At 44.4% G+C, this 5,430-nt stretch carries 5 protein-coding genes; all 5 read left to right on the forward strand.

Features of this window, described 5'->3' with window-relative positions; translation table 11 throughout:
* The coding region (locus WKI49_03895) for an NADH-quinone oxidoreductase subunit L (protein ID MEJ7621643.1) at positions 1–354 on the forward strand (354 nt) is incomplete at its 5' end.
* 4 nt (positions 355–358) lie between these two features.
* Positions 359–1,858 carry a NuoM family protein gene (locus WKI49_03900; protein ID MEJ7621644.1) on the forward strand — a complete coding sequence of 500 codons (1,500 nt, stop codon included), beginning with the start codon at positions 359–361 and terminating at the stop codon, positions 1,856–1,858.
* A gap of 1 nt (position 1,859) precedes the next feature.
* Positions 1,860–3,311, forward strand: a complete 1,452-nt coding sequence (locus WKI49_03905; GenBank protein ID MEJ7621645.1) for an NADH-quinone oxidoreductase subunit N — start codon at positions 1,860–1,862, stop codon at positions 3,309–3,311.
* A 4-nt stretch (positions 3,312–3,315) separates the two neighbouring features.
* Positions 3,316–3,687, forward strand: a complete 372-nt coding sequence (locus WKI49_03910; protein ID MEJ7621646.1) for an NADH-quinone oxidoreductase subunit A — start codon at positions 3,316–3,318, stop codon at positions 3,685–3,687.
* Positions 3,688–3,698: 11 nt separating this feature from the next.
* Positions 3,699–5,414, forward strand: coding sequence for an NADH-quinone oxidoreductase subunit D (locus WKI49_03915; GenBank protein MEJ7621647.1), 1,716 nt, complete (start codon positions 3,699–3,701; stop codon positions 5,412–5,414).
* Positions 5,415–5,430 lie beyond the last annotated feature (16 nt).

Below are 5,430 nucleotides of genomic sequence, written 5' to 3' on the forward strand. Positions count from 1 at the left end.
AAGCCTTTGCATACTACCTTCAAAGAGCAGTTCTTTACTGAAAGGCTTTACCATAGGGGCATAGCAAGGGGTTATATGGGTCTTTCTAAGGGTCTTTTCCTTGTTGGTGATAGGGTTTTGATAGATGGCTTTATAAACCTGCTTAGCTTCCTCTACTTTAGGGTGGTAAAATTCCTCTGGATGAAGTTGGATATAATGCTTGTGGACCTTTTTGTCAACGGCGTGGCAAAGCTGTCCTACTGGATGGGTAAAAAGGTAAGGAACATACAGACAGGTCTTCTTAACAACTATGTGAGCTTTCTACTACTTGGTGTGGTCTTTATACTGGGTGTCATACTATACAGCATGAGGTGAAAGGATGGAAGGGTTTCCACTAATATCGGTGAGCATGATATTGCCTCTGTTGGGAGTTTTTGTGATACTCCTCGCAAAAGAGGAACTTTCTAAGTGGATAGCGGTCTTCTTCAGCGGGCTTGTGTTTGGCATATCTTTGGTATCTCTCTTCTTCTTTGACTTTTCAAGGGCGGACAGGGTGCAGTTTGAGGAAAAGTATGTCCTTATCCCTGAGCTAAACCTTAGCTTGCATTTAGGTTTTGATGGGCTTTCTTACCTTATGTATATACTTACCACCTTGGTTTCTTTGGTTGCCATCCTTTGGTCCACAAGAGACCATCAAATAAGCCACCGTCTTAAGGAATATTACGCATGGTTTTTGCTCACAGAGACTTTTCTTGTAGGTGTTTTTGCCAGCCTTGACCTTATGGTCTTTTATGTCTTTTATGAGCTTACCCTTGTTCCCATGTTCTTTGTCATAGGCATATGGGGCTACAAGCTAAGGCTATATTCCGCCTATAAGTTCTTCATATACATCTTTGTCTCCTCTTTGTTCCTTTTGCTTGGTATTGTAAGCCTTGCGGTCCAGCACTATAAACAGTTTGGCGAGTTTTCCTTTAACTACTTTGACCTTATAAACAATCAGTATGACTTTACCTTTGAGCTTTTTATGTTCCTTCTCTTTCTAATAGCCTTTGCGGTAAAAACGCCTATAGTGCCTTTCCATACATGGCTTCCAGACGCTCACGGAGAAGCACCAACTGCAGGTTCTGTGGTGCTTGCTGCGGTGCTTCTTAAGATGGGGACTTATGCCCTGCTTAGGTTCAACATAGGTCTCTTTCCAATAGCTTCTGTATACCTTATGCCCATAATGGTGCTTTGGGGTATACTTACTATAATTTTTGCCTCTTGGTTTACCATAAGCCAGAGCAATGTAAAGAGGTTTGTAGCCTACTCTTCTGTGAGCCATATGGGTTTTGTGGTAGCGGGTATGTTTCTCCTTAATGCAGAGGGTCTAAGAGCCAGCATTACAGAGATGTTTGCCCACGGTCTTACCTCCTCCGCCTTGTTTATGATGGCGGGTTTTATCTACAACAGGCTACACAGCTTTAATATGCAAGCACTTAGGGGAAGTATAAAGTTTATGCCTCTCTTTGCGGTTCTTGTTGCCATAACCGGTTTTTCCTCTATGGGGCTTCCCGGTGGTTCTTCCTTCTGGGGTAAGTTTCTCACTATCGTGGGAGCAAGGGAATATACACTACTTCTTGCCTTCTTAGTGGTTGTGGGTGCCTTCTTTAGTGCGGTCTATGTGCTATACCTCCTAAAGACCCTATACCTTGACACAAAGGAGGAAAGCAGGCTCGTTCACTTTACAGACCTAAGAGGCTTTAAGCTAAGTGCCTTCTTGCTTGTGGTTATTCCCATGCTTATGGTAGGCTTTCTACCCTTCCTATTCTTCGCTTTCTATGACCCTTACATAGACAGCCTTTTGGAGTACTTACTCTTAAGGGTAATGGGAGGTTAAGATGGAACAGCTAATAAGCATAGAATTGCCTCGTCTGTCCCTTGTCCTTCCAGAGCTTGTGGTCTTGCTTACTGGCTTTGTCCTCTTTAGCCTTGACCTTATATACAAAAGGATAAACCATGCTCTTGCCATAAGCGTAAGCCTTGTGGGTTATCTTTTGGCTCTGCTTCTTATAGTTTTCAACTGGGGTATGGAGGGAGAGACCTTTTATGGGCTTTACAAGAGAGACAGCTTTTCAAGCCTTATGCAAGCCTTTATGCTTTTGCTTACCATGTCTCTTTTAGGCTTTAATTACCTCTATTACAAAAGCAAAAAGTCTCTTTATGGAGAGTTCTACTACATTCTTAGCTTTGCCCTAATAGGTGGGATGTTTTTAGTCTCCTCCTACAACCTTATAGTTCTATATGTTGCCCTTGAGGCGGTCTCCATAGCCTTCTACATACTTACCGCTCTTCTCAGGTCAGACTTTAATTCAAAAGAGGGTGCCTTTAAGTATCTAATCCTTGGAGGTCTTTCTATAGCCTTGGCTTCCTACGGTGCAGGCTTTATGTATCTGTATTCGGGCTCTCTTGACCTTAGATATATCCTTACGCATGTGGGTGAAAACCAATACTTTTTGGTGCTTGGTCTTGTGCTATTTTTGATAGGTTTTGCCATAAAGATAGGTGCGGTGCCCTTTCATTTTTGGCTTCCAGATGCCTATCAGGGTGCTCCCACGCCCATAACCGCCTATATGGCATCCTTTGGAAAGCTCGCCTTTTTTGCTCCAGTGGTTAGGCTCATGCCCTTGGTTCAGGAGCATTTTGCCTATGCATGGATAACCACAGTGGCTATTATCTCTGCCCTGACTATGCTGTATGGAAACCTTACCGCCTTGGTGCAAAAGGACGTAAAAAGGCTTTTGGCTTACTCCTCTATAGCACACTCTGGCTACATATTGGCAGGTATCTCCGTAGCAGAGGTTATAGGTCTAAAGGCGGTCATATACTTTCTCCTTGCCTACTCCCTTATGGGTTTTGGTAGCTTTATGGTGCTTGCCCTTTTAGAAAGAGTGCCAGGATGGGAAAACAAATTAGAGCAGTTTTCAGGTATGAGGTTCTCCGCACCTTGGCTTGCCTTCTCCTTTATGGTAATGCTCCTTGCCTTGCTGGGAGTTCCACCTACTGTAGGCTTTGTAGGAAAAGCCTTGGTCTTTATGTCCCTATCCTTTGAAAGGCTCTGGTGGCTTGCCCTGGTGATGATAATCGCAACGGGTATATCCACAGGCTATTACCTAAGGATAACGGTGCTTATGTTTATGAAGGAGCAGACCAACAGTCTAAACCTTTCTGTGTCTCCGGTGGAGAAGTTTCTTATATTGCTCTTTAGTCTTGCCCTTGTCCTTCTTGGTGCAGTGCCTATAATATTATGGAGCTTTGTAAGTCCTTCTGCGGAAAACCTATTTATGAGGTGAAGGTATGGAGTACTTGGCACTGCTCATATTCTTAGGCATTATGTTAGGCTTAGCCTTGGTCTTTGTCTTTGTAAACAAGCTACTGGGTCCAAAAAGCTCAGATGCCCTGCAAGATTATCCTTATGAGTGTGGAGTGCCTCTTTACGATAAATCCGCTCAGTCTACCTTCCATCAAGGTTATTACCTGCTTGGTCTACTGCTTTTGCTCTTTGACATAGAGGCTGCCTTTCTTTTTCCTTGGACGGTAGTTTACAGGTATCTGGGGGTTTTTGGCTTTGTGGAGATGTTCCTCTTTATACTTATATTAACTTATGGGCTTCTTTATGCTTGGAGAAAGGGAGCCCTTGATTGGCAGTTTGAAGAAGAAAGCCTCTAAAGGAGTGTGAGATGCCTTGGGCAAAGGGACAGGACTTTATTGACCTAAGGAGCAGGTTTGAGGGGCTTGAAATTGAAGAAAAGCCTACCATTACCTCTCTTCATATCCAAAAGGAAAGGCTCATTGACCTTCTTAAGGTCTTAAAGGAAGAAAAGGGTTATAAGCTCTTTATTGACCACTCAGTGGTGGACTTTCCTGACAAAAAGCCTCGCTTTCAAGCCTTCTATATCCTCTACAACGTGGATGAAAAAAAGAGGGTAGTGGTAAAAACGTGGACGGATGGAGAGCTTCCTTCTATAGAAAAGCTCTGGTTTGCGGGCAAATGGGCAGAAAGAGAATGCTACGATATGTTTGGCATAAGGTATGAGGGGCACGAAAACTTAGTGCGTGCCTTTATGTGGGAAACCTACCAGCACTATCCTCTTAGAAAGGACTTTCCTCTTGAGGGCTATGCCACAGAATACTTACCTTCCTTGAACGAGGTCCTATGGGGTGATAACCTTCAAGGTCTTATGAATTACGATAGGATGCACACGCCTGTGCCAACCTTGGAAGACCTTGAGATAACCGAAAAAAGAAGGCTTAAGAAGAAGGCTCAGATAGTGCTAAACTGGGGACCACTACATCCGGGAACACACGGGACTATGTGGTTTCTCTTTGACCTTGAGGGGGAAAGGGTCTATCAGTGCGATGTGATACTGGGTCAGCTCCACAGGGGTGTGGAAAAGTTAGCAGAAAACGAGATGTATAACCAGTTTCTGGTCTACACAGACCGTATGGACTACCTTTCCGCCCTATGCTCCAATCAGGCTTGGGTTGTGGCAGTGGAGAGACTTCTTGGCATAGAAGACCTTGTTCCAGAAAAGGCAAAGTATATCCGCACTATGATGTCAGAGCTTCAGAGGATAAACTCTCACCTTTTGTGGCTTGGCACATACGCCCTTGACCTTGGAGCTCTAACCATATTCCTGTATGCCTTTAAGGAGAGAGAAAAACTTATGGACATTATAGAGGGTATAACTGGTGCAAGGCTCACCATCTCCTACACGAGGATAGGTGGTGTGCGTATGGACTTGCCAGAGGGTGCTCTGGAGGTAATAAAAGCCTTTATAAAGAGGTTTCCAAAGGAGCTAAAGGAGTGGGAGACCATACTCAGTAGGAACAGGATATGGCTAAGAAGAAACGTGGGAGTGGGAGTTATAAGCAAGGAGGATGTTTACTTCTATGGGCTAACAGGTCCAGTAGCCAGAGGCTCTGGCGTGCCTTACGATATAAGAAAGTTTGAACCCTACGATGCCTATCCATGGGTGGAGTTTGACATTCCAGTGGGAGAAAATGGCGATGTATATGACCGCTATTTGGTAAGGCTTGAGGAGATGAGGCAGAGCCTGAGGATAATAGAGCAGTGTGTGGCGGTGCTTGAAAAACTCAAAAATGCACCCTTCTTTGCGGAATCTCCAGACCCCAAAAAGCTCAAGCTGTCTCTTGACGGCATAGGTCTAAAGGTTCCAGAAGGTGAGATATACTCCTCTGGAGAAAACCCAAGGGGAGAGCTGGGTTTTTACATATACTCCACTGGTGGCACAAAGCCTTACAGGGTAAAGATAAGACCAGGCTCTATGTATAACCTTTGCGTGTATCCCAAGCTCATGAAAGACCGTGTAATAGCGGATGCGGTTACCATCTTGGCAAGCATAGACCCAGTGGTAGGAGAGATAGACCGATGAAACTAAGGCATGTGCC

Source organism: Aquificaceae bacterium (assembly GCA_037722135.1).
Lineage (GTDB): Bacteria > Aquificota > Aquificia > Aquificales > Aquificaceae > Pampinifervens > Pampinifervens sericum.